Source organism: Brucella pseudogrignonensis (assembly GCF_002252525.1).
GTDB lineage: Bacteria > Pseudomonadota > Alphaproteobacteria > Rhizobiales > Rhizobiaceae > Brucella > Brucella pseudogrignonensis.
Map to the genome: position 1 here is coordinate 218,339 of NZ_NNRM01000039.1, position 24,041 is coordinate 242,379.

Below are 24,041 nucleotides of genomic sequence, written 5' to 3' on the forward strand. Positions count from 1 at the left end.
CTCGAAATTGGTCCGCTAGCGTACCAACGCCCCTTGCTCCAGACTGCTTGGTGCAGCAAAACCGCTGTATTCTGCACCATCAGACGTGCTCAAAGCCGTTTTCGCGCGCGCTTAATGATGTCTGGTGATGAAGGCTAAAACCTGCATGCACCCCCTCTTGTTTAGCGCTCACTTTCGTGCTTTCTGGTTGTCGGGTTTCGGCGATTGCAACCAGCCTGTCACCGACAGAGCCATTGGTTGCTGCGCTTGATTGGGCGTGTCTCGGAAGAGGCATCTCGCATGATGAGGGTCATGCGAAGAAAAATTTGGGGCTGGGATGAAATCTTCTGTTTATTGGATGCGTCGCAGCCTTGCGACGCGAAGCGCGACACTCCTTGCAACCACCGCGCTGACTGCCATTCTCGCAATGAACACATTACCGGCTTCTGCCCAGCTTGCCTGGGACGGCATCAACACCACTTCGGGTGCGGATGGCGGCGCTGGCACCTGGTCCGCGGGTTCGGCAACCAACTGGGTCGATGCCAATGGCAATAATGTTGCCTGGATCAATGGCAGCCATGCGGTGTTCGGCGATTTCACGGGTGCTTCCGGCGCAGTACAGGTCGTGGGCAATGTGGCGGCGAGTTCTCTGACCTTCAACCGCACCAGCTTTCCCGGCTATAATATTTATGGCGGGACCGTGATGGGCGTGGGGGCAGCCGGTACTGAGCTGTTTAGCGACGGATCGCTCGACGTCTCGGCAAATCTTGCGGGCGGCGACTGGATAAAGACCGGAACCGGGATTATCCGCTTTCTTTCTGCCAACAGCCATACTGGCACCACCTATATCAACCAGGGTGCCATCGCAATCAGCAATGCCAACGCATTGGGAAGCGCTGCGGGGGGCACCGTTGTTGCATCCGGCGCGGCCTTGATCTTCAACGGGAACTTCACCGTCGCCAATGAAGCCCTGACCCTTTCGGGCACCGGTCTGGGAAGCGGGGCGCTGACAAACAATGTGTCAAAATCGGTCTGGGGCGGTTCGGTCACATTGGCGGCTGACACGATGATTGGTGCTTCCGGCGCCGACCAGAGCCTGTCGCTGACGGGCGCAGTCGACAGTGGCGGCCATACGCTTACCTTCAATATTGGTTCCAACGCCAACGGACTGATCTCCGGCATCATGTCGGGCACAGGCGGGCTGACCAAAGGCAGCGCCGGAACATTGACCCTGAGCGGCGTCAACAGCTTTACCGGCGCCACGACAATTCTTGGTGGCTCGCTCGTCATGGGCGCACAAGATGCCCTGGCAACATCCTCAACAGTCCAGCTCGCAAACGGCACCTGGGATCTCAAGGGTTTCAATCAGACGGTCAAGGGACTGTCCAGCAACAACAGTTCGGCCAGTGTAGCGCTCGGTTCAGCCGCTCTCACGGTCAACAATGCCGGTAATTTCACCTACTATGGCGACATTACCGGAACGGGAAGCCTCACAAAGTCAGGTGCCGGAACTTTGACACTGGGCGGTGTGACAAGTTACACAGGCGCAACCGCGATCAATGGCGGTATTTTGCGAACCGGCGTTGCAAACGCTCTTACCCAATCGACAGGCATCGCGCTCAACGGCGGCACCTTCGATTTGTCCGGCTACAATCAGACAGTCGGCGCCCTGAATGGCGGCACCGGAGCCAGCGTGACTTTGGGATCTGCCATGCTGACCGTTGACACCGCCACAAACAATAGTTTCTGGGGAAGCATTTCCGGTGGGGGCGGTCTGACAAAAGCCGGTTCCGGCCTATTGGATCTGCGTTCTGCGAACAGCTATTCAGGCGCAACCGCTGTGACTGGCGGCACGCTGAGAGTAGGCCCGGGCGCTTCCCTCGCCAATTCTTCAGCCATCTCGATCAGCAATGGCGGCACTCTCAGTTTGACGGCAGCCAATGCGCTCTCCTCCAACGCTGCCGTCAGCCTGACAGGTAACGGATCCCAGCTTGGACTCGCCGCCGATCAGCAGATCGGTTCCCTTGCCGGCACGGCGGGCACGTCGATCTATGTCGACCCAGGGGTGACACTGACGACCGGAACCAGCAATACCAGCTCGATTTTTTCTGGCAATATCGGCAGCAATGGCGAGGGAAATCTCGTCAAGCTCGGCAGCGGCGGCCTGACCTTGTCCGCTACCAACAATTATAGCGGCACCACCACTGTTCAGGCTGGCTCGCTGATCGTCAACGGCTCCATTGCCGCTTCCTCCCTGACCACAGTCCAAGCCGGTGCCGCCTTGGGTGGCGGCGGCCGCGTGGGAGCGACCAGGATCAAAGACGGCGGCACACTTGCCGCCGGCGCACCGGTCGGTACATTGCACATTGATGGAAACCTGACACTCGATCAGGGAAGTCAGATCGCCTATGAGGCGGGTGCGCCGGGCGTGGACTATTCGACGCCCGGGACATCCGATAGTCTTTCGGTCACCGGAAATCTCACACTGAACGGCGCCAAGCTCAACGTCACCGACGCGGGTGGATTTGGCCCCGGGCTTTATCGCATCTTCGATTACACCGGCACGCTCACAACCACCAATGGCGGCTTGTCAATCAACCAGGCGCCGGCCGGAGCGCCCCTCACCATTCAAATTCTGACCGCAGACAAGCAGATCAATCTCATCAATGTCGGCAATCAGACGCTTGGGTTCTGGAATGCCGACGGCACTGCAAGCGCCAGCCAATTGGGCGGTGGAAGCGGAACCTGGTCGGTGGTCTCCCCGGTCTGGACCGATGAAAGCGGTAGTCTGACCGCTCCGATGCAGCCACAGCCAGGCTTTGCCATATTCGGTGGCAATGCCGGGACCGTGACAATCAACAACAGCGCCGGATCCGTCCAGGCGACAGGCATGCAGTTCGCCTCCGATGGATACCGGATGACCGGCGATGCCTTGACGCTCATCGCAGATGCAGATCATCCGGCACCTGTGGAAATAAGAGTGGGCGACGGCAGTGCGTCAAGCGGATCCTATGTCACAAGCATCGACAATGTAATCACCGGCAGCGACGGGCTCAACAAGACCGGCGCCGGAACGCTTGTGCTAAACGGATCCAATCTCTATTCCGGCGGCACAACATTGTCGGCAGGCAGGCTTTCCGTGTCCTCTGACGCAAATCTCGGCGCAGTCAACGGCGGCCTGACCTTTGCGGGAGGCGTCCTCGAACTTGGTTCCTCGTTCGATCTTGCAACCGCGCGCTCCGTGCAACTGACCGCAGCGGGTGGAACAATCGACACCAATGGTTTCAATTCGACCCTGCGTCGCGAGATCACCGGCAATGGCGATCTGATCAAAGCTGGCACCGGCACGCTGACACTCAATGGCATGAACAGCTTCACCGGCAAGACCCGGATCGATGCAGGCGGAACGCTGGCTCTGGCGGGCCAGGGCCGGATCAATAGCTCCAGTGGTGTCGAAGTCAATGGTACGCTTGACATCTCAGCCGCCGCAGCCGCGCAGATCAAGACATTGTCTGGCAATGGATCGGTTGTTCTGGGCTCCAATTATCTAAGCATAGCACAGGCCGCAGGCGTCTTTTCGGGCGCAGTCACCGGGACTGGCGGCGTCATGGTGACCCGCGGCAGCCAGGTTCTGTCCGGCAACAGCAGCTTCTCGGGCACATTGGGGATCTCCGAGGGAGCTACGGTTCGCATCGGCGATGGCGGCAGCGCGGGATCAATCACCGGCGACATCAACAATTGGGGCATGTTGGTATTCGACCGCTCTGACGCTCTGACCTATGGCGGGACGATCACGGGTGGCAAAGGCACGCTCGGGATCACAGGTGGCGGGACATTGACGCTGACAGGCGCCAATAGTTACAATGCCAACACCATTATCGACCAGGCGACATTGATGATCGGCAATGGTGGAACAGGCGGACGTCTGGGCTACGGTGATACCATATTTGCTGGTACCAGCGCCCTGGTGTTCAATCGCAGCAACAGCTACGCCTATCGGGGAGCGCTGATTGGCGACGGCACGCTCCGGCAGATCGGCAGCGGCACCACCATCCTTGCCGGCGATCTGACGCGATTTACCGGAAACACCGAGGTTTCAGGCGGTACATTGCAGCTCGAGAGCCTGCCAGTCGGCGACATGACGGTTGCAAACACCGCAACAATCGATTTCGCTCTGCTCAAGGATGCAGTCTTTCAAGGCGCAGTGACGGGCAATGGCCAGTTGCTCAAATCGACGAATTCCGTGTTGACACTCTCCGGCGACAATAACGGTTTCACAGGCCAGACAAAGGTTAATGCCGGCACGCTTGTCATTACCGGATCATTTGGCGGCGACTACAGTGTCGGAAACGGCGCAGTGCTGATTGCTGACGGCAACATGAAGGGTGGCCTCACCGTAACAGCCGGCGGTCTACTGGGCGGAACTGGTGTCCTGGGCGATCTGACAATCGAAACGGGCGGCGTGCATGCGCCGGGTCATTCGCCTGGTACCCAGACCATCGTGGGCGACTATATCAACCATGGCACTTTGCTGGTGGATGTCACACCTGATGTCTCCGACAGGCTGGTGGTTACCGGTGGGGTCGATATTTCAGGCGCAACACTCAGCCTGTTGCTGTCGCCGGCCACAGCCGAGAGCTGGAACCCACTCAACGGCCCTTACACGCTCATCGCAAATCAGGGCAGTGATGCCGTTTTGGGGCGTTTTGCCTCGGTGAGCAAAAACCTGGTCTTCCTTAATGAGACCCTCGATTATGCGGGCGGTGATGGCAATGATGTGACCTTGCAGCTCAACCGCAATGATGTCGGCTTCGACGATGTCGCCGCGACACGCAACCAACGCAGCACGGCACGGGCGATTGCATCGCTGCCTTCCGGAAACGCGGTCTGGAACACCATCGCCTTGCAGCCCGACGATCAATCGGCACGGGCAGCCTTTGACGCGCTTTCAGGCGAAATTCATGCCTCGGCGAAATCGGGCCTGATCAATGACAGCCATATCCTGCGCGATGCCATCAATGATCGACTGCGCGCGGCTTTTGCCACCGCTGAAGTAAAAACCTCCTCCGCATCGACCGCCAATCTCGCGGCATGGGGCCAGGCACTTGGCTCCTGGGGGCGTTTCAACGGCAATGACAATGCGGCCGCCTTCGACACTTCAACCGGCGGCTTCGTGACCGGCTTAGATACACAGCTTGGCGACACATCCCGCCTCGGACTGGTCGCCGGATACAGCCATTTGAGCATGCATGCCAAAGACCGCAGCTCGTCGGCTTCCGCACAGAGCTTGCATCTTGGCCTTTATGGCGGCAGCCAATTTGATGCGATCAGCCTGCGTGCCGGAGCGGCCTACAGCTTCAATGCGCTTGAGACGAACCGCTATGTTGGCATCCCAGGGCTTACTGACTTCCATGATGCCGATTATGATGCATCAACCTTGCAGCTTTTCGGCGAACTGGGCTACCGCATCGATACCGACCTTGCCGTGTTCGAACCCTTCGCCAATCTCGCTTATGTCAATCTACATACCGATGGCTTCAGCGAGACCGGCGGGGCGGCTGCGCTTTCAGCAGGCAGCAATTCAACCCAAACCACCTTCACGACGATCGGCTTGCGCAGCTCGAGCACCTTCACGCTCAATCATCTCACAGCCAATGTGAATGGCATGGTCGGCTGGCGTCATGCCTATGGTGACCTCGACCCGGTTACCCGCCTTTCTTTTGAAGGATCAGACAGTTTCCAGATGACGGGCGTGGCGATCGGCAAAAACGCGGCTGTGGTTGAATTGGGCGTCGATTTTAATCTCGCCCCCAATACAACATTGGGCGCTGCCTATCGGGGTCAGTTCCTGGAAGGCGCCATCGAGAACGGCTTTAACACCAAACTCGCTGTCAAATTCTAGCAGGACAATCATCAGGCGGCGATGACAATTGCCGCCTGATCTGAGCGCGCTCCGATCGGCAGTCCCCTCTCCATGATACGCTGATCAACTGCAATGAACACCGCTAAAACACCGCCTATGTTTTGCCGGCTATATATTTCTCCGCAGGAATTGGTATACCCTCCGGATTGATGCTCTGTATTCTACGCACAACCACTGATTTCAGGACGTATAGCAGAGCCATGCCATCAACGCTTTCTCTCCATGATTATGATTTGACGCTTCGGGACATCAATGCCATCTGCCGCGAGGCCTTAAATCGCGACAGACTCAGCTTTGACAGCGATTTCTTTGCGCTCGGGGCCGATTCCCTGACCTTGGTGGAAATTCAGCTGCTGATCGAAGACAAGTTTGGCATTGCGGTCGACTGGCGTGATATATTGCGATGCCGCAGTGTCTCTTCGCTGGCTTATTTTCTCTGTTCACGAGACTATCAGGATGCGCAGCCGCATAAGCAGGCAGCATTTAACGGCGTGACATTCTGCTACCGTGTCATCGGTTCCCTCAACGCCAACAGCGTGCCCAAGCTGATCATCGGCGGCGGCTTTCAGGACATGTATTCCCTGCCGCATCTCGAAAGCCTGCTTGCTTCAGACGGGCCGCTTATTTTCGTTGATGTGCCAGGGACCGGTGCTGCCGACGACATTCCGGAGAATGCCGGCTTTGCTTTCCTCGCGGCCTGCATCAATAAAATTCTCGAGATCGAGACCCTCGCAGAAGTCGATTTGATCGGTATTTCCTATGGCGGATTGATCGGGCTTGAATTTTCATACCAGTGGCCAGAAAAAATTGCCCATATGATCCTGGTGGGGGTCGCTGAAACCCACCCGCTGGCCGTGAAAGCGAAGCTCGATCACGCGCTTAGCCTGCTGCTTTCGGGTGCCAGAGAACAGGCAGCCGTTGAAATTGTCGAAAGCCTGATGTGCATGGACGCAACAAAAGAAGTGCAACTGCGGGACGAACTCTACAAATTATTGAAAACCGCTTTGATGTCCTATGCTGAAATACAGCAATCCCGCTTCGAGGCGCTACGCAAACGAATGACAGAGCGAAAGCCTAGAACCGCCCCGGTCAAGCTTGACGCACCAACGCTGTTTGTGACCGGCGAACATGACAGCATCACTTTGGCAGAAGATATCGCGGCCTGCGCGGCGCTTTTTGAAACCGCCACCTTCTTCACGATTACCGAGGCTGACCATCTCGTCTTCATCGAGAGACCAACCGAGCTGGCCGAGGTGATCATTCGCTTTGTCCATGGGATCGACTTCACCCAGGCGCCCTATCTCAAGCAATACCACCGTCTCGATTAGGCAGCGCTGGCCTGATCGCAGCGCCGATCAAGAGCCGTTCAAGCGCCGTTCAAGCGCCGCAAAGCCCAAAGCCCCGTCAAGGCGCCAATGCGGCGCCTTGCAGACCGTCGCCAACGTACTGCGTGCCGTCCAGGAATTCGTCCAGGAATTCACCTAGGAGTTCACTTAGGATTTCACCGGGAAATTATCCCTCGCATTCGAACCGAATCCGGCGCCCTCCTGTGACAGAGAATTTCGGTCTTGACTAAAGGGGCGCTGAAAGCCGATGGGACACGTTCTTGACCACCGTATAGTGGTGCAGCCCTTCCGCACCGCCTTCACGGCCAAGTCCGCTCTCCTTCACACCCCCAAAGGGCGTTTCCGCGACAGAGGCTTCAAGCGTGTTGATCGAAACATTTCCCGCTTCAAGGCCCGACATCAGTCGATCGACATTATCCGCAGAGCGCGCAAAGCCATAAGCCGCCAGACCAAAAGGCAGCGCATTGGCCTTGGCAATGGCTGTCTCAACGCAAGCAACAGGGTTAATCAGAGCCAGCGGGCCAAACGGCTCCTCCGACATCGCGCGCGCATCATCGGGCAGTTCCGCCAAGGCTGTCGGCGCAAAGAAATATCCATTGCTGTTCAGCCGCTCGCCACCAAACAACAGTTTCGCCCCCCTCACCTTCGCATCCTCGACCAGCATTGCCAAAGCCTCCAGGCGGCGCGCATTGGCAACCGGCCCCATATCGATACTTTCCACCATTCCATTGCCGACGCGGATCGATTGCGCCGTTTCAACAAAGGCTGCGGTAAAACGCTCATAAAGCGCTTCGTGAACAAAGAAGCGGGTTGGTGAGGTGCAGACCTGACCGGAATTGCGATATTTGCGGCGTGCCGATATAATGCCGGCTGCCACCGGATCCGCATCCTCGCAGACAATTACCGGCGCGTGGCCGCCAAGCTCCATCAAGGCAGGCTTCATGTGCCGCGCCGCCATCTCCGTCAGATGCTTGCCGACGCTCGTTGATCCGGTAAAGGCAATTGCCCGGATTTCCGGGCGTGGGATCAGGAAACCGGAAATATCGGCCGGAATCCCGAAGACCAGATTAAGCACGCCGGCAGGCAAACCGGCATCCACCAGCGCCCGGGCAACATGAACCACCGCCGTTGGCGTTTCCTCCGAGGCTTTCAACACCACAGAGCAACCAGCAGCCAGTGCCCCGGCAATCTTGCGCGCCGGCTGGCTCATCGGAAAATTCCACGGCGCGAACGCCGCTACCGGACCGATCGGTTCATGCAGCACGATATAGCGAATGCCCGGGGCGCTCGGCACGACCCGCCCATAAAAGCGCACACATTCACCGGCATCCCACTCGAAGAACTCACAGCCTCGTATCACCTCAAGTCTTGCCTCACTCAGTGGCTTTCCATTCTCCAAGGTAATCGAACGGGCGATCTCTTCCTGCCGGTCACGCATCAGCGAGGCCGCCTTGAGGAGGACGGCAGCGCGCGCCGCAGGTGCCGTGTTCTTCCAGAGCTGGTAACCACTCCAGGCCGCCGCAACCGCTGCATCAAGATCCGCAGGCTCGGCAATGGCGACCCTGCCGATCTCGCTCTCGTCGGCCGGATTGATGATAGGAAGCGTGTTGTTGGTCTTGCGCCATTCGCCGCCTATGAAAAGCTGCACCTCGGTTTTTTGCATCACAAAGCCTCTGCGATCTAGAAATTCGGGCCCAGCCCGGATCAGTCATTGCGAAAGAATGCGTCGCTTTAATTCATGCGACAATCCACGTTAAATCCATATATCCATGACATTATTCTCATGAATTGATCAGCGGCTTGAATGGTTTTGTGCAACCGCCGGCAATCACCGCAGGTTGCGGTGTCGCTGCAGACCCCATTTCAGAAACCGTGTCAGCCGATCGCGCGAATGCCCGCAAGCAGCGCTTGCGAAAGCTCTGTTTCTGGCGAACACCAATCCAACACAATATCGTAGTGGTTACGGTTCGCGACCTCGATCTGTCTCACCACCCCGCCTGCTTCTGCCCAACAAGCGGCAAAGGCGCGCGACTGCCGCGTGAAGCCCTCTGCCTCCTGTTGCGACCACGCCACAGTGATCGGGCAGCCCCGTTGCGGAATGTGGCGAATTGGACTGAGTGCATCAATATCGGCAGGACCAAGCCTCAGCCATTGTTGCGGAAATGTTGCGGCCAGCGGCGCCAGTTCAAACAGGCCACTGACGGGCATGCCAAATTTGACGATATCGGCTGGAAGCCGAAAATCATCTTGCCACCCTTCTGCCAACAACGCCGCCGCAAGATGACCACCCGCTGAACTGCCGCCGACCGTGATGCGCTCTCGATCAAGTTGAAATTGCTGCGCATTGCGCCAGACAAAGCCTAGCGCAGCCCGCACCTCACGGGTTATTTCTGCGAGACTGACATCGGGCGCCAGCCGATAGTCAACCACGACGGTCGCGATGCCTTCGGCCGCCAACATGCCGGCCATCATCGCGGAATCCTCCTTGCCGAGCGCCCGCCAATAGCCGCCATGGATGAACAGGAAGACCGGCAGCAATCCTTGCGAGCCCGGCGGAGCGAAAATATCAATCCGCTGTCCGCTCTCCTCATCATAGACCACATCAAAATGTCGGCCCCAGCGCTCACGCTGCGCAATGCTTTCTGCGCGATAAAGCTGCATCTGCGCCGCAAATTCCGCCGCCGAAACGGTTGCCTTGGCATTATAGTCGCGCTCAAGGCGTGCCGGATCGATACCGGCTTCTGAAGACAAAGCGCTCATGCGTATACATCCTTGGTCATGCTCTATCTTTCCTCACATCACCAGGGATCCGACCCGGTTTTCAATCAGTCGAACAAGGCTGAGCGCTGTCATTTCCGAGGATTTGGGGTTGGTCCTGAGTGGCGCATTTTCAAAGCGCAGCTGCATGGTTCCAAATGCACCCTCGGCAAAGATCTCATGCAGGTTGCTCTCGGCATCAGGGTCCGCCACCAATGTGACCTGGGTCTGATCAAGGCCAATTCCCGCAAGTGCGGTGATTACTGCGACATTGGCATTCTGCGGAAAGGCATCGGCCGTGTCGCGGGCGCTGGCGCTGAAGATCACTGTGGGCTCGGTAATCCGCTCAAGGTCAATCAATTGCGCGGCACGGGTGCCCTGCCATGCCATTGCCGGCTTGGTAATCCGGTGTTCGACCCGATCAACGGCCAGTCTGGATGCGGCGGCGAGCGCATCAATACCGCCAAGCGCGCCGGGCGGAATGATCAGCTTGCAGCCTTTCTGCGCAGCCAGTGCCTGCAGCTCTTCAAGGCGCCCCGCCTCGACAAATGCAGATGTCGACGACACCGCGAAATCCATGCCGTGCGAAAGTGCCGCCATGCCATAGGGAATAACACTCGAGCGACCCGCCATTTCGATCACCAGGCTCGCTTGCGTCGCGGCAAGGTCTTGTGGATCATCAATCAGCAGAGCGCCGTCCGGCAGCCCCTCCCGTGACCGCGAGCGGTCGCGCACGGCGACCGCAACGATATCAACCGGGCATTTGCGCTTAAGAAGAAGGCCGGCGACCCGGCTGCCAATGGCGCCCCAGCCGATCAGTGCAATTCTTTCAGATCCCGACATAGCCCTGCACCTTGTCATGCTCACGCTCCAGATCGGCACCACTGCCCTGCCAGACCGTCCGTCCCTTCTCAACGATATAATGGCGATCGGCCAACCGCTTTAACACCGCAATATTCTTGTCGATCAACAGGATCGACTGCCCCATCTCACGCAAGCGCATGATGCAATGCCAGATCTCGGTGCGGATCACCGGTGCAAGTCCCTCGGTCGCTTCGTCCAGGATCAGCAATTGCGGATTGGTCATCAAGGCGCGTCCGATGGCCAGCATCTGCTGTTCGCCACCCGACAGCGTCCCGGCGGTCTGGCTGGCCCGCTCCTGCATGCGCGGAAACAGCGCGTAGACCTTCTGCAGATCCCAGGGAGACGCGCGCTTGCTGCGATTGGATGCAGTGGCAACGAGATTCTCCCGTACCGTCAGGGTGGGAAAGATCTGCCGACCCTCCGGAACAAGGCCCACTCCAAGCCGGGCGACTTTTTCCGGCCTGTAGCGCGTCGTATCGCGACCGGCTATCTCAACGCTGCCGCCCGTCGCTTCGAGCAGTCCCATCATTGTCCGTATCGTCGTGGTCTTGCCCATGCCATTGCGACCCATCAGGGTGACCAGTTCGCCCTCTTTCACTTCCAAACAGACATCATGCAGAACCTTTGAATGCCCATACCCAGCCTGAAGTCCCTGAATTTTCAGCACAGCTGTTCCTCCCCGCCAAGATAGGCATCCCGCACAGCCTGGCTTGACCTTATATCCTCCACCGTGCCCGTCAGAATGACACGCCCGTAGACCAGCACTGAAATGCGATCCGCGAGTGCGAACACCGCCTCCATGTCATGTTCCACAAGCAACATCGTTACCTTGCCGCGCAAGCCGTTGAGCAATTCGATCATCTCCCGACTTTCCAAGGCCCCCAGTCCCGCCATTGGTTCGTCCAGCAGGAGGAGTTTCGGATTGAGAGCCAAAGCCATCAGCAATTCCAGCTGCTTGCGCCCGCCACTCGACAGATCTCCGGCGCATTTGTCGGCATGATTGGCCAGCCGGCTTCCGGCGAGGATCTCCTCAACCGCGTGCCAGATTGACCTGCGCCCTTTCAAACGGTCGAAGATCTGGAAATTATGCCCTTCGCGCATCTGAACCGCCAGCGCGATATTCTCACGCACACTCATCTCGTCAAGCAGCGTGCTGATCTGGAAGGTGCGGCCCAGACCGCGCGCGACACGTCTGGCCGCGCTCAATTGTGTGATGTCTTCACCCATCAGGCGGATCGAACCGGAACTGGGGGCGAGTTCGCCGCACAATTGATTGATGATCGTGGATTTTCCCGCACCATTGGGGCCGATCAGCGCATGAATATGGCCCTGCTCCACGTCGAGGGTGACATGATCGGTCGCAACAAGCCCGGCAAAGCGCTTGACCAGATCACCAACTTCAAGAAGTTTGCTCACGTCCGCACCTCGACTTTGCGCAGTCGTGACGACCAATGCCGAATTCTCAGCCAGGCGCCGACAATCCCACCTTTTGTCCCCATCACCACAAGCAGAAGAACAAGGCCCATCGCAAGCTGCCAATGCTCGGTCCAGGAGGCAAGATAGGTCTGAAGAATGAGGAAGGCTGCCGCGCCCCAGAGCGGACCAAAGAAACTGCCTACCCCTCCCAGAATAACCATCACCATCAATTCCCCTGACTTGGTCCAGTGCAATGTGTCCGGGCTCGCAAAACGCATGAAGATGGTCAGCAGCGCGCCAGCGAGACCAGCGCCCATTCCAGCCAGGACAAAACCGTAGAGTTTGTAGCGATAGGTTTCGATCCCCATGGCGGTCATCCGTCTTTCACTCTGCCTTATGCCGGAAAGCACCGCGCCATAGGAGGAATGCACGACGCGCCAGAGAAAGCTGAGATAGAGGATCATCGAGACAAGGATGACATAATACATAGTTGTCTTGTCCCGCAGGCTAATGCCGAACAGATCATTGGCCTGGCGCACGATGATGCCGTCTTCGCCACCATAGGTCTTCAGTGAAACGAACAGGAAAAACAGCATCTGCGCGAAGGCCAGAGTTATCATGATGAATTGCACACCCGATGTGCGCAAGGCCAGAGCGCCGATGAACAGCGCAGCGATACCCGAAACCAGCACCGCTGCCGCAACCGTTATCGGAAATTGATCGGAGCCCGGGATGAACCCGAAAAGCAGGGTGTCCTCAGCATGGTGGAAATAGAGAATACCCACAACATACGACCCGATGCCGAAAAAAGCCGCGTGACCAAACGAAACCATCCCACCATAGCCGAGGATCAGGTTGAGACTTGCAGCGGCAATCGCGTAGATCATGATGCGGGCGACAAGGCTTGTGGCGGCATTCTGCCCCAAGGCGTCGGCCGCCAACGGAAACAACGCCAGCAAGCCACAGCCAGCAACAATGAGCAGCATACGATAAGACATGATCTATCCTCCCACCGGAAACAGGCCTTTTGGGCGGAACAGCAGAACGATGGCCATCAAAAGATAGATTCCCATCGAGGCAATTCCCACGCCCAAGGCATCGGCTTGCGCGGCAGCCATCACATTGCGCAGGATACCAGGCAGGAACGCGCGCAGACAGGTATCGATGATCCCCAGTGAAATGCCGGCGATGAAAGCGCCTTTGATTGAACCCACCCCGCCGATGACCACCACGACAAAAGTTGCAAGCAGGATCTGCTCTCCCATCCCGACCTGAACGGCAAGGATCGGACCGGTCATGAAGCCGGCAAGCCCGGCAAATGCCGCACCGAGTGCAAAGACCAGCGTGTAAAGCAGTCTGATATCAATACCCAATGCCCGCACCATATCCCGGTTTGTAGAGCCTGCGCGCACCAGCATGCCGATACGGGTCCTGTTGATGAAAAGATAAAGTCCGACTGCGACCAGCAGACCCGCGGCAATGATCATCAGCCTGAAAGGCGGGTAACTCAGACCCTCAAACAGCTCAACTGGCTGCGAGAGCGATGCGGGCAGCTGCGTGAAGACCGGCTGCCGCCCAAAAGTGAGAACGGTCAACTCATTGAAGATCAGGATCAGCGAGAAGGTCGCCAGCACCTGATCAAGATGATCGCGCTGATAAAGCTTCCGCATGATACCAAGTTCGATGGCAATACCCACCACCATGGCGGCGAGAATTGCCACTGGCAGCCCCAGCCAGAACATTCCCGACTGAACCGCGACAAAGGTGCCGATGAAGGCACCGATCATATAAAGCGACCCATGTGCCAGGTTGATCACGCCCATGATTCCGAAGATCAGCGTTAACCCGGCGGCAAGAAGAAACAGCATGACGCCGTAAAGAAGGCCATTGAGAAGTTGTTCGACGATGAGTGTCATTATGGAAACTGACCTTCAAAACAGATAATAACTGGGTGGCGCGCAACCTGTGCGCGCCCGCAACCCGGCTCAGAGCTTGCAAGCCTGCGCGTAGGAATCACCGTAATTCTCAATCAGTTTCTTCTTGATCCTGGTTGTCGGATTGCCGTCCTCGCCAGCCACGACATCGACCAGATACCAATCCTGCAGCGGATGCTGGTTCGGTCCGAAAGCGAAGCTGCCCCGGACAGACTGGAAATCAGCCTTGCGCAATGCTGTGCGCAGCGCTTCGATATCATCAACCCCGCCCGTCTGCTTTAAGGCCGAGGCAATCAGACGGCCAGCATCATAACCTTGCGTCCCATAATAGGTCAGCGGCCGGTCGGGAAAGGCTGCTTTCCATTTTGTCACCAGCGCATGACTTGCGGCATTGTCGATATCCGGGCTCCAGTGACTGGTCGCCATCAAGCCGATTGCCGCCGCGCCCAGAGATTTGAGGATAACTGCGTCACTGGATGGCTCCGAGAGAACCATCGGCACCTTGCCCAACAAACCGGCTTGCTGATATTGCCGCATGAATGCGATGCCCATACCGCCCGGATGCGACTGGAAAACCACGTCTGGATTGGCCGCGCGGATCTGCGCCATTTCTGCCGAATAATCGGTCTGATCAAGCTGGGTGTAGATTTCGCCGGCGATCTCGCCCTTGAAGCCGCGCTTGAAACCGGCGAGCGCATCCTTGCCCGCCTGATAATTGGGCGCCAGAATGAAGGCCCGCTTGAACCCCTCCTGCTCGGCGGCGATCCCCGACGCCTCATGCAGCGCGTCATTCTGCCACGAAACCACGAAGTAATTCGCATTGCAGTCCTTGCCCGCCATATTGGAGGGAGCGGCGTTGGCGCTGATATAGATGCCATCATTATCGACAATATCGGGCACCGCTGCACCCAGCACATTGGAGAAAATGATCCCGGTGAACAGCTTGACCCCGTCTTCAGACATGAACCGTTCAGCGATTTGGCGTCCGTTTCCCGGCTTGGCGGCATCGTCCTCAACCTTGAGCTCGACTGCAACACCGCCCAGTTTGCCGCCCTCCTCGTCGATTGCAAGCTGCAGGCCGTCGCGAATATCCTGGCCCAGATAACCGCCTGGGCCCGACAAGGTCGTTATCACACCGATCTTGACCGGTTCCGCAGCAGCGCTTGTCGCCAGCCCCGATAGAAGGCCGATCAGCAACAATTTGTCTTTCATCGCATTCCCCTTTGAATTTTTATTGCTTGTTCCCGGAAGGCGCCCGATCATTAGCCCGGGCGCTGGCGTTTCAAAGTGCCACCCAGCCCTCTGGCGGGTTCTTGCCGGGGTGGATGCTGCCGCAATGCGGGCAGGTCCGCAGTTTCTTGTCATTGTAGAAAGCAGCGTAAAGCGGGGGCAGATCATCCACGATGGATTCAAGATCGACCTCGGCGCGGTGCACCAGGCCACTGCACTCGAAACAATACCATTCTACAGCGTCAAGCGCGCCTTCGGGCCGCGCCGGCTCGATCACCAGTCCGATCGATCCCTCCTGCGGACGCTGCGGCGAGTGTCGGATATGGGCGGGCAGCAAGAATATATCGCCCTCGCGGATCGGCACATCATAAAACTCACCGGTCGCCGTGTCGTGCAGCTTCAGCAGCATGTCACCCTTGAGCTGGTAGAAGAATTCTTCGACCGGATCGTCATGATAATCCGTGCGCTTGTTGGGCCCGCCAACCACAGTGACCATCAACTCCGCATCCTTGAAGACCAGCTGGTTGCCGACCGGCGGCTTCAGCAGATGCTTGTGCTCATCAATCCATTTTTGAAAGTTAAATGCGGCTCGTCTTGTCATATTGTTCCCCTTTTCGGTTTGCTTTAGGAAAGTTTCAGATCACAGCGCTCAAACGCCTCCCGGATCACGCGTTTTTCGGCTTCGGTCAGTTCCAGCATTGGCGCACGCACCGGTCCACCCACCTGACCCAGCAATTCCTGCCAGTATTTCTGATGCGCTGTCGGCTTTTCCGCAGGTCGCGTCGACTTGAAGGCGTGACGCAGGCTGTCAAGGCTTTTGAACACCGCCCTTGCCTCATCGGCTTTGCCGGCAAAGGCAAGATCGGTGTAATCGCGCATGCGGCGGTCAGCACGGCTCTGCAATGTGTAGGGTGGCGACGAGCACAGATAGAGCTGCCAGCCCAGTTCCAGAATATTATCCAACCATTCCTCTTCCGATGCGGTGGAAACCAGAATGCGATCCCCGGCCAGTTGCGTGAGCTCGCGATACATCGCACGGGGAACCGAATATTTGATCGCTACCACCGTTTCAATGTCGGCCAGCCGATTGCATAATTGGGGGCTCATCAAATAGCCACTGTCGGGATGCGACCAGAGCGCAAGGCCGATATCCACACGCGAAGCGATGGTCTCATAGTAGCGCAGCAGCGTCTCGTCCTGGGCACGCAGGAAATGCAGTACCGGCGCATGGACAACAATATAATCTGCACCGCAGGCCTGTGCATGGCGAGCAAGGTCAATGACCACATCCATGTTTTGATCCGAGCAGGACATGATCGTCTGCGCCTTATCGCCCACCGCCGAAACCGCCAGCTCAAACATCCGCTTGCGCTCGTCCACCGACATCGCGAAAAACTCGCCCTGCTTTCCGGCAACGAAAAGCCCGTCAATGCCAAGATCATTGATCCAGTGATCGACATTGTTGCGAAAGCCCTCTTCATCGATCGCGCCTTGATCGGTAAAAGGCGTGTTTGCCGCAGCCCAGATTCCTCGCATGGTCGCGCGCGAATGGGTCTTGGCATTATGCCGGTCATACTTCATCGGAAATTCCTCGCTTCAGCACGGGTCACTCCAAACCCGCTTGTCTCTGATCGAGCCTGACTTTCTTTCATTCGGGAAGTATTGTAAGTAGAATATATTCATAAACAAAAACACATAAGTGATCGCATGCGACCCACACTGCGTCAGATTGAATGCTTCCAAGCCGTCGTCGAACTGGGAAATTTCTCCCGCGCCGCCGAGCGCGTGAAAACCACCCAGGCCAATCTTTCTCACACGATCCGCGATCTCGAGGCTGTGCTTGACGCACGACTTTTCGATCGTACGACCCGCCGGGTGAACCTGACCGAAGCCGGACGCGCCTTCGCGGTCGGCGCGCTGGCAGGACTTGCCGAAATCGACCGCGCCTCCGATAGTGTACGTGATCTTGGCAAGCTGCGGCGCGGTCAGGTCAGTATCGCAGCACCGCCGCTTCTATGCACCACGATCCTGCCGCAGCTGGTTCGTCGCGTGGCCGATGAACACCCCAATCTCGTGGTAAAGATCGAGGATGTCGGTCCGGAAATCGTGCTCGAACAAGTGAGAACAGGTCGGTGCGACTTGGGAGTGGGTACGTTTTCAGGTGAGGATTCCGATGTCGAAAGCCAGACGGCACTGCGCGACCAGCTGATGATCTTCGTATCGCCCCATCATGATTTTGCCGGCTATGATCACGTCACCTGGTCGCAACTCGATGATCAGCCACTGATCACCCTCACCCAGAAAAGCAATATCCGCCTGTTGACCGAAATGGGGTTCGAACAGGCAGGACTGTCGTTGAGGCCGCATATGGAAGTCAACCAGATCCATAGCGTGCTTTCACTGGTCGAGGTCAATGCCGGAATTGCCGTGCTGCCTGCCTATGCGTTCACTGCCCTGCGCGGTCGCGGCATTGTGGGACGCCCGCTCACAGAACCGGCGATCATACGCGAAGTACGCCTGATCACCCCGCGTGATCGCGAACAATCGGCGGCGACCGCTGCGGTGCGTTTGATCCTGCGCGACCTGCTGCGTCAGATGATCCCCGAACTCCCAGGAAGCGGAAAAAGCTGCTGACCTAAGCCCATTTATACTTGCCTCCTTTGTCGTTGCGGGATCAAATGACAAATTCGTTGTTTAGAATCAGCTGAAAAGGCGACTGCAACAACCAACCACGGGACGCCGATCGCCACGGCAGCAAGGGAATGCAGCCTCATGAAAACCTATCAAAAACTAGTATCAGCAGCCCTGATTGCGGTTGCGCTCAACAGCACGGCGATCACCGCGGTCTTTGCCAAGACGCTGATCTATTGTTCTGAGGCCTCTCCCGAAATGTTCGACGCCGCACAGACGACGTCCGGCGCTGTTTACGACGCTTCTGCGCGCAATCTTTCCAATGGGCTTGTCAAGATCAAGCGTGGCTTTACCGAGCTCGAGCCCGGTCTCGCAGAAAGCTGGGAGGTATCGGCCGACGGCAAGGAGTATAGTTTTCATCTGCGCAAGGGCGTGAAGTTTCACACCACCAGTTATTTCACGCCGACCCGCGATTTCGATGCCGATGATGTCATCTTCACCTTCGATCGCCAGGGCAACAAGGACAATCCCTATTATAATCAGGGGACCTGGCCGCAATTCGGTGCCTATTCCTTTCCCGCGCTGATCGACAGGATTGAGCGGGTCGACGATTACACTGTCAAATTTGTACTGACGCGGCCCGAAGCAACATTCATTCCCAGCCTGTCGCTGACATTTGCAGTCATTCAGTCCAAGGAATATGCCGACAAGCTGGTGGCCGAAAATCGCATCGCCGAGTTCAGCCAGCAACCGATCGGAACTGGGCCCTACCAGTTTGTTGCCTATCAGAAGGACAGTGCCATTCGTTACCAGGCCAATCCCAATTATTGGGCCGGCAAGCAAAAGATCGACAATCTCATTTTCGCCATCACCCCCGATGCGGCCGTGCGCCATCAAAAGCTCAGTACGGGTGAATGCCACGTCATCGCCGCTCCCAATCCCGCCGATATAGCGGAGATGAAGAAAGATCCGGCAATCGAAATGCAGAACAAGGAAGGGTTGAACCTCTCCTTCCTGGCCTATAATACCCAGCAAAAGCCATTTGACGACGTGCGGGTGCGAAAGGCGCTCAACATGGCCGTCAACAAGCCGGCCATTATCGACGCGGTTTATCTGGGCTCAGCGGTCGTCTCCGTCAATCCGCTGCCGCCCAGTGTCTGGGGCTATAACAAGACAGTCAAGGATGACGCTTACGATCCCGAACAGGCGCGCAAGCTGCTTGCCGAAGCCGGTGTCAATGATCTCAACATGAAGATATGGGCAATGCCGGTGCAGCGGCCCTATATGCCCAATGCACGCCGGGCGGCTGAATTGATTCAGGCCGATTTTGCCAAGGTCGGGGTCACTGCCGAAATCGTCACCTATGACTGGGGTGAGTATCTCAAGCGCTCGCTCGACAAAGACCGGGATGGTGCGGTCATGCTGGGCTGGACAGGCGGCATCGCTGATCCCGATAATTTTCTTGCCGCTCTGTTGAGCTGCCAGGCCGTCGGCAGCGCCAATCGCGCCAACTGGTGCGACCAGGATTTTGAAAAGCTGATCCAGGCCGCCAAACTGACAACCGACCAGGCTGAGCGCAGAAAGCTTTATGAACAGGCGCAGCTGGTGTTCAAGGAACAGGCGCCATGGCTGACCATCGCCCATCAGATCGTCGAACAGCCGGTCAGCAAGAAGGTCAAGAACTTCCGGATCGACCCATTCGGGGGCTATCTTTTCGAGGATGTCGACATCGAGGAATAGGCCCGCAGCGACGCGAACCACATATATTGCTGACAAGCGGTTGAAGCCACACCGCTTGTTTTTGAGCGCCCCGCCGCAGCCCGGCGACAATGACTGACATATGCCGAGACTTGAAAAATGGATATCGTTGAACGCTTTCTAGCCTATACCCGCATCAACACCACCGCCGTGCCAAATGCGGATACCCTGCCCTCAAGCCAAGGGCAGCATATCCTTGCCCGCCTTCTCGCCAACGAGATGCGCGCGTTTGGCATGGAGGTCGAGGAGCGAGAGCATGCGATCGTTGTGGGCACATTGCCTGCCAATGTTGACCATAGCCAGATTGCAGAGTTTCCAACCATTGCCTGGGTTGCGCATCTTGATACCTCCGCCGAATACGCAACCGACACCCACGCGCATGTGGTCGATTATGCAGGTGGAGATATCCTGCTCAACAAGGCGACCGGCTCAGTGATCCGGCTTGAGGCCTTTCCTGAACTTCAGCACTATATTGGAGACAGGATCATCGTCACGGATGGCAGCAGTCTGCTGGGCGCAGACAACAAGTCAGCCATCGCCGAAATCATGCACGCCATGCAGGTCCTGACCGCGCATCCCGAGATCAAACACGGTATTGTCAAAGTGGTGTTCGTCCCCGACGAGGAAATTGGCCTGCTCGGCGCCAAGGCTCTTGACGTACCCTCCCTTCATGCCGATTTCGCCTATACGCTTGATTGCTGTGCGCGCGGGGAGATCGTCTATGAAAACTGGAACGCCGGTGAGTTTCACCTGTCGTTCAAAGGCCAGCCCGCCCACCCGATGTCAGCCAAGGGCAAGCTGCGCAACGCCATCCTCTATGCTCAGCAATTCATGGCGATGATGCCAGCCGGTGAGCGTCCCGAATATACCGAGGGCACCGAAGGCTATTACTGGGTCAAGGCGATCCAGGGAACGGTTGCCGAAACAAAGCTCACTATCGATATCCGCGATTTTACAACCCAAGGCTACGAAACGCGCCGCGCATTCATCGAGAATCTGGCAGCGAGTTTCAACCGTCTGTATGGCGAAGGCAGCGTGCAGCTCCACTATAAGCCCGTCTACAGAAATGTCGCCGAGACGCTACGCGGCAACAATTATTATCCTGTGCAGATCGCGCTTGAGGCCATGAAAACGCTCGGCGTCGAGCCACGTCCTTTACCTATGCGCGGCGGCTATGATGGCGCGGTCTTATCGGAAAAAGGCCTGCCCTGCCCCAATCTGTTCTGCGGCGCGCATAATTTCCACTCCATCTATGAATTTCTTCCAGTTTCTTCGCTGCAGAAAGCGTCGGAAATGGTTGTCGAGATCATCAAGACAGCACGCAAACCCAGCGGCTCTGCCTGACGCAAAAAGGCAGCAGCGATCGACGGCTTGATGGCAAATTCAGCAAGGCCTGCAGACGCTTTCTGCGCTCAAACCCTTTGCCGCCCGTCAAGCGACCGAGCAACCGGCCATCACCCGCTTTTAGGCATGGCGTTGCAGTGTGCGGCGCCCAGCGCCATGGGGTTTGCCATACGTGGCACGCCTCGCTGCCTGCGCGCATAAGGCAATTTTTTTGGAATAATGAAAAAGCGAGGGATCGTTTCCGCGTCATGGGTGTTGTTATCAGCAATCCATTGTGAGGAATTTCAATGACCAACAACAAAACACCCTACGCGCTCGTGGCCGATGACGATGTCATTATCCGCATGGACGTTGTCGACATTCTGGAGACGGCCGGCTTTCGGGTCAAGGAGGCGAGCAATGTTGAAGAAGCATTGGAATTGCTCGAAGCTGACGCCGACCGTTTTCAATTGCTGTTCACCGATGTCCAGATGCCGCCCAGCGAATTGACCGGTTTTGACCTCGCCCGCCGCTGCTCTCAAGACTGGCCTCATATCGGAATACTCATTGCCTCCGGCATGGTTCAGCCAGAAGGGGACGAACTGCCAAAAGGTGCGGTCTTTGTGCGAAAACCTTTCAGCGCAAATGTGGTTTATGATCACCTGCAGACGATTTTGCCGGATGGCAAGAAGCCGGAGCCACTCAAGACGATGGCGCTATAGCACCATTAGCAGCCGATCTTCAGATATCTGCAGACGAAATCAAACGGAATAGCGGCGGGCGAGGGGACGAGTTCGATTGAATAACCTCTCGCCTCAACAGTCTTGCTTATATTGACAGCCTTCTCGACTTCAAAGGCCTTATCCTTATGCGGCTGGGACCAATGCTGAATTTCTGCCAGCGCGCGCGCCTTGGCGGTTTTGGCGTCGGGACAAACCAGCAACACGTTGCGATGCAACTCGCCAAATTCAGCGGGGTCATATCCACCCAGATTGATAAAGAATAGCTTGTTGTTATCCAAATTGTTGCGCCGCGGCACAATCTGGATGTCGTAACCGTCGAAATGGCGGATCTCTCCCCAGCAGTCCACATGCAGGCTTTTCGGATTGCCCCACCATTGCGACCGCAAATCATCATAGCAGTCCGAGGCGGTCTTTCCGACACAGAAGCGTATGTCGTGCAGCTCGACATTCGAACCGCCACAATCACCACCAATCTGGAACATGAACAATTTCATCGCGGAACCTCGCATCAGGAAATGTCTTCTGCTCAATCTAACGCAGATGGCGACAGAGGCAAATAAAAAACCGATTATCTTCATAGGCTTAGCGAGATTACATGAATTGCGCCGCCCCGCAGATTGCTTTCCATGTCAAGCATGTCCTAATATAGAGATCCGTAAAGCGGCAACTGATCATCAGTTCTCTTGCTTGCCAGATGTGAAAGAGATCTTGATGAACAATGATTATGCGTTCTTGAACGCAGACGGACAATCTGCGGATGAAATACGCCGCTTTGATTGGGACAGCAGCCCGCTGGGCGCACCATCGCAATGGCCGGCCGCGCTGAAGACAGCGGTGCAGATGATGCTGGCATCGCATTTTCCCAAGGCAATTGTCTGGGGTCCGCATTTCATCACAGTTTTCAATGATGCTTTCCGTCCTATCCTTGGTGCCAAGGAAAACTGCATGGGCAAGTCTTTCAGGGCTATCTGGGCAGAGGCATGGCCCGAAATTCAGCCCATCGTCGAGAAGGCCTATCAGGGCGAAGCAACCTTCATCGAGGATTTTCCGCTGGTGATCAATCGCTACGGATATCCTGAAGAATGCTATTTCACGTTCTGCTACAGCCCGATCCGGCTTGAAAGTGGTGATGTCGGGGGGATGATCGACACGGTTGTCGAAACCACCGGAAAGGTTGAGGCCGAAAAGCGCGCCTCGATCTTCAATTCGGAACTCGCCCACCGCATCAAGAACACCTTCAGCATCGTCAATTCCATTGCCAATCAGACTTTTGTCGATGCCGACACCGAGCAGCGCAGCAAATTCACCGAAAGGCTGCATGCCCTTAGCCAGGCACACGAGATCCTGCGCCTGCAGAACAATTCGCAGAGCTCCCTCTCGCAACTTATAGGCGGTATTGCCTCTGCTCTGGGCGTAGCCGAGAAAATGGATATTGAGGGCCCCGAGATTGCAATAGGCTCAAAGGGCGTCGCATCGATATCGCTTCTCATTCACGAATTGACGACCAATGCCATTAAATATGGTGCACTTTCAAAAGAAGGTGGCCGCGTGCAGATCAGGATGGAGATTGTGAAACTGGACGGTACCGAGACGCTGACCCTTTACTGGAAAGAAAGCGGCGGACCCCAGATCACGGCACCAAGTCGAAAGGGCTTTGGCACAAAGCTGATCCGAACCGGCTTGCTTGGAACCGGCGATGTCAACCTGCGTTACGAGACGACCGGGCTTGAGGCGGTTATGACTGCCCCTCTCTTCAAACTCCGAGCTGACACGGGAAAATCTTGATCGTCAAGCGATATTAAGACCGTCCTGGAACCAATTGCCCTTCCGGTGATTATCATCGCGTGCACGGGAAGGCTTGCTAGAACGGAACAACTAGATTGGCGAATGAAGAGGCGCGCTGCGCCCATTTAATGGGACAGCTATATAGTTTGCGCAACGTTCTCAGAAGGATCATTGCGCAGCTGGACGCTGATGCGAAAAAAGCACTTATATCCAGCATTTCCGATGATATTGTTATCCTACAACAGCAAGTTGAGGGGTTGGATGACGACAAATCGCGTGCCTTTGTGACAGGAGCGCTGGAGGAAAACAGACGAGTTGCCCTGTTGATGAAGTGATGAAAACTGAAAAACCA

At 56.8% G+C, this 24,041-nt stretch carries 19 protein-coding genes; 8 read left to right on the forward strand and 11 right to left on the reverse strand.

Annotated elements, in window-relative coordinates; all coding sequences use genetic code 11:
* Nucleotides 1-316 precede the first annotated feature (316 nt).
* Nucleotides 317-5,881, forward strand: a complete 5,565-nt coding sequence (locus CEV34_RS17260; RefSeq protein WP_094544132.1) for an autotransporter domain-containing protein — start codon at nt 317-319, stop codon at nt 5,879-5,881.
* A gap of 221 nt (nt 5,882-6,102) precedes the next feature.
* Complete coding sequence (locus CEV34_RS17265) at nt 6,103-7,230, forward strand: alpha/beta fold hydrolase (protein ID WP_179253568.1); 1,128 nt, start codon at nt 6,103-6,105, stop codon at nt 7,228-7,230.
* A 244-nt stretch (nt 7,231-7,474) separates the two neighbouring features.
* Here CEV34_RS17265 and CEV34_RS17270 read toward each other — a convergent pair whose 3' ends face one another.
* From CEV34_RS17270 to CEV34_RS17315, 10 genes are all read right to left on the reverse strand, one after another.
* Nucleotides 7,475-8,911, reverse strand: a complete 1,437-nt coding sequence (locus CEV34_RS17270) for an NAD-dependent succinate-semialdehyde dehydrogenase (RefSeq protein WP_064323038.1) — start codon at nt 8,909-8,911, stop codon at nt 7,475-7,477.
* A gap of 212 nt (nt 8,912-9,123) precedes the next feature.
* Nucleotides 9,124-10,008 carry an alpha/beta hydrolase gene (locus CEV34_RS17275; RefSeq protein ID WP_094544134.1) on the reverse strand — a complete coding sequence of 295 codons (885 nt, stop codon included), beginning with the start codon at nt 10,006-10,008 and terminating at the stop codon, nt 9,124-9,126.
* Nucleotides 10,009-10,041: 33 nt separating this feature from the next.
* Nucleotides 10,042-10,848, reverse strand: coding sequence for an aspartate dehydrogenase (locus CEV34_RS17280; protein ID WP_064323036.1), 807 nt, complete (start codon nt 10,846-10,848; stop codon nt 10,042-10,044).
* Nucleotides 10,835-11,536, reverse strand: a complete 702-nt coding sequence (locus CEV34_RS17285; protein WP_094544135.1) for an ABC transporter ATP-binding protein — start codon at nt 11,534-11,536, stop codon at nt 10,835-10,837. The genes CEV34_RS17280 and CEV34_RS17285 overlap by 14 nt, the downstream gene beginning before the upstream one ends.
* Nucleotides 11,530-12,285 carry an ABC transporter ATP-binding protein gene (locus CEV34_RS17290; RefSeq protein ID WP_094544136.1) on the reverse strand — a complete coding sequence of 252 codons (756 nt, stop codon included), beginning with the start codon at nt 12,283-12,285 and terminating at the stop codon, nt 11,530-11,532. Before CEV34_RS17290 ends, CEV34_RS17285 begins: the two co-directional genes overlap by 7 nt.
* On the reverse strand, nt 12,282-13,283 hold the full coding sequence (locus CEV34_RS17295; protein WP_094544137.1) for a branched-chain amino acid ABC transporter permease: 1,002 nt from the start codon (nt 13,281-13,283) through the stop codon (nt 12,282-12,284). Before CEV34_RS17295 ends, CEV34_RS17290 begins: the two co-directional genes overlap by 4 nt.
* A gap of 3 nt (nt 13,284-13,286) precedes the next feature.
* Nucleotides 13,287-14,201 (reverse strand): branched-chain amino acid ABC transporter permease, encoded by a 915-nt coding sequence (locus CEV34_RS17300; protein ID WP_094544138.1) that lies wholly within the window; start codon nt 14,199-14,201, stop codon nt 13,287-13,289.
* A gap of 69 nt (nt 14,202-14,270) precedes the next feature.
* Nucleotides 14,271-15,431, reverse strand: coding sequence for an ABC transporter substrate-binding protein (locus CEV34_RS17305; RefSeq protein ID WP_064323269.1), 1,161 nt, complete (start codon nt 15,429-15,431; stop codon nt 14,271-14,273).
* A gap of 70 nt (nt 15,432-15,501) precedes the next feature.
* On the reverse strand, nt 15,502-16,050 hold the full coding sequence (locus CEV34_RS17310) for a 3-hydroxyanthranilate 3,4-dioxygenase (RefSeq protein WP_094544139.1): 549 nt from the start codon (nt 16,048-16,050) through the stop codon (nt 15,502-15,504).
* A gap of 23 nt (nt 16,051-16,073) precedes the next feature.
* Nucleotides 16,074-17,030, reverse strand: coding sequence for a dihydrodipicolinate synthase family protein (locus tag CEV34_RS17315; protein WP_094544140.1), 957 nt, complete (start codon nt 17,028-17,030; stop codon nt 16,074-16,076).
* Nucleotides 17,031-17,156: 126 nt separating this feature from the next.
* Between CEV34_RS17315 and CEV34_RS17320 the strand changes: the two genes are divergently transcribed.
* The 4 genes from CEV34_RS17320 to CEV34_RS17335 all read left to right on the forward strand — a co-directional run bounded on the left by CEV34_RS17320 (nt 17,157) and on the right by CEV34_RS17335 (nt 21,883).
* Nucleotides 17,157-18,083, forward strand: a complete 927-nt coding sequence (locus CEV34_RS17320) for a LysR family transcriptional regulator (RefSeq protein ID WP_064323029.1) — start codon at nt 17,157-17,159, stop codon at nt 18,081-18,083.
* A 138-nt stretch (nt 18,084-18,221) separates the two neighbouring features.
* Entirely contained in the window at nt 18,222-19,820 is a 1,599-nt protein-coding gene (locus CEV34_RS17325) for an ABC transporter substrate-binding protein (protein ID WP_094544141.1), read from the forward strand.
* Between the two features lie 117 nt (nt 19,821-19,937).
* Nucleotides 19,938-21,182 carry a peptidase T gene (gene pepT, locus CEV34_RS17330; protein ID WP_007881376.1) on the forward strand — a complete coding sequence of 415 codons (1,245 nt, stop codon included), beginning with the start codon at nt 19,938-19,940 and terminating at the stop codon, nt 21,180-21,182.
* 287 nt (nt 21,183-21,469) lie between these two features.
* Nucleotides 21,470-21,883 (forward strand): response regulator, encoded by a 414-nt coding sequence (locus CEV34_RS17335; RefSeq protein WP_094544142.1) that lies wholly within the window; start codon nt 21,470-21,472, stop codon nt 21,881-21,883.
* Between the two features lie 5 nt (nt 21,884-21,888).
* On the opposite strand, the gene CEV34_RS17340 is transcribed toward CEV34_RS17335, so the two are convergent.
* Complete coding sequence (locus CEV34_RS17340) at nt 21,889-22,386, reverse strand: DUF1543 domain-containing protein (protein ID WP_235819097.1); 498 nt, start codon at nt 22,384-22,386, stop codon at nt 21,889-21,891.
* A gap of 229 nt (nt 22,387-22,615) precedes the next feature.
* On the opposite strand from CEV34_RS17340, the gene CEV34_RS17345 reads away from it, so the two are divergent.
* The gene (locus tag CEV34_RS17345; RefSeq protein ID WP_094544144.1) at nt 22,616-23,689 is read left to right on the forward strand and encodes a PAS domain-containing sensor histidine kinase; all 1,074 of its coding nucleotides are present in this window, start codon (nt 22,616-22,618) and stop codon (nt 23,687-23,689) included.
* A 95-nt stretch (nt 23,690-23,784) separates the two neighbouring features.
* The gene (locus CEV34_RS17350) at nt 23,785-24,024 is read left to right on the forward strand and encodes a hypothetical protein (RefSeq protein ID WP_143853417.1); all 240 of its coding nucleotides are present in this window, start codon (nt 23,785-23,787) and stop codon (nt 24,022-24,024) included.
* Nucleotides 24,025-24,041: the final 17 nt, after the last annotated feature.